Raw genomic sequence first — 581 nt, forward strand, 5'->3', positions numbered from 1 at the left:
CCCGTAACCACAGTTCCACGGCCCGAGATCGAGAAGATGTCTTCGATCGGCATCAGGAACGGCAGATCCACCGCGCGCTCAGGCTGCGGAACATACTTGTCCACCGCCGCCATCAGCTCGTCGATCTTCGCCTCCCACTGCGCCTCGCCGTTCAACGCGCCCAGCGCAGAACCGCGGATGATCGGAGTGTCGTCGCCAGGGTAGTCATACTTCGACAGAAGCTCGCGCACTTCCATCTCCACCAGCTCCACCAGCTCTTCGTCTTCGACAGCGTCGCACTTGTTCAAAAACACCACGATGTACGGCACGCCCACCTGGCGAGCAAGCAGAACGTGCTCCTTGGTCTGCGGCATCGGACCGTCGGTGGCGGCGACGACGAGAATAGCCCCGTCCATCTGTGCCGCACCCGTAATCATGTTCTTGATGTAGTCCGCGTGACCAGGGCAGTCCACGTGAGCATAGTGACGGTTCGGCGTCTCATACTCCACGTGCGACGTCGCAATCGTAATGCCGCGCTCGCGCTCCTCAGGAGCGTTGTCGATCGTGTCAAACGAACGGAACGTGTTCTTCGGGTTGTGCTT

At 60.4% G+C, this 581-nt stretch carries 1 protein-coding gene; it reads right to left on the reverse strand.

Translation table 11 applies throughout. The features are described 5' to 3' along the window. Positions 1 to 581: GTP-binding protein (locus AC5S26_RS29940; RefSeq protein ID WP_494188604.1), on the reverse strand; the 581-nt coding region annotated here is incomplete at both ends.

Source organism: Edaphobacter sp. FHG110511_03, from assembly GCF_059115365.1.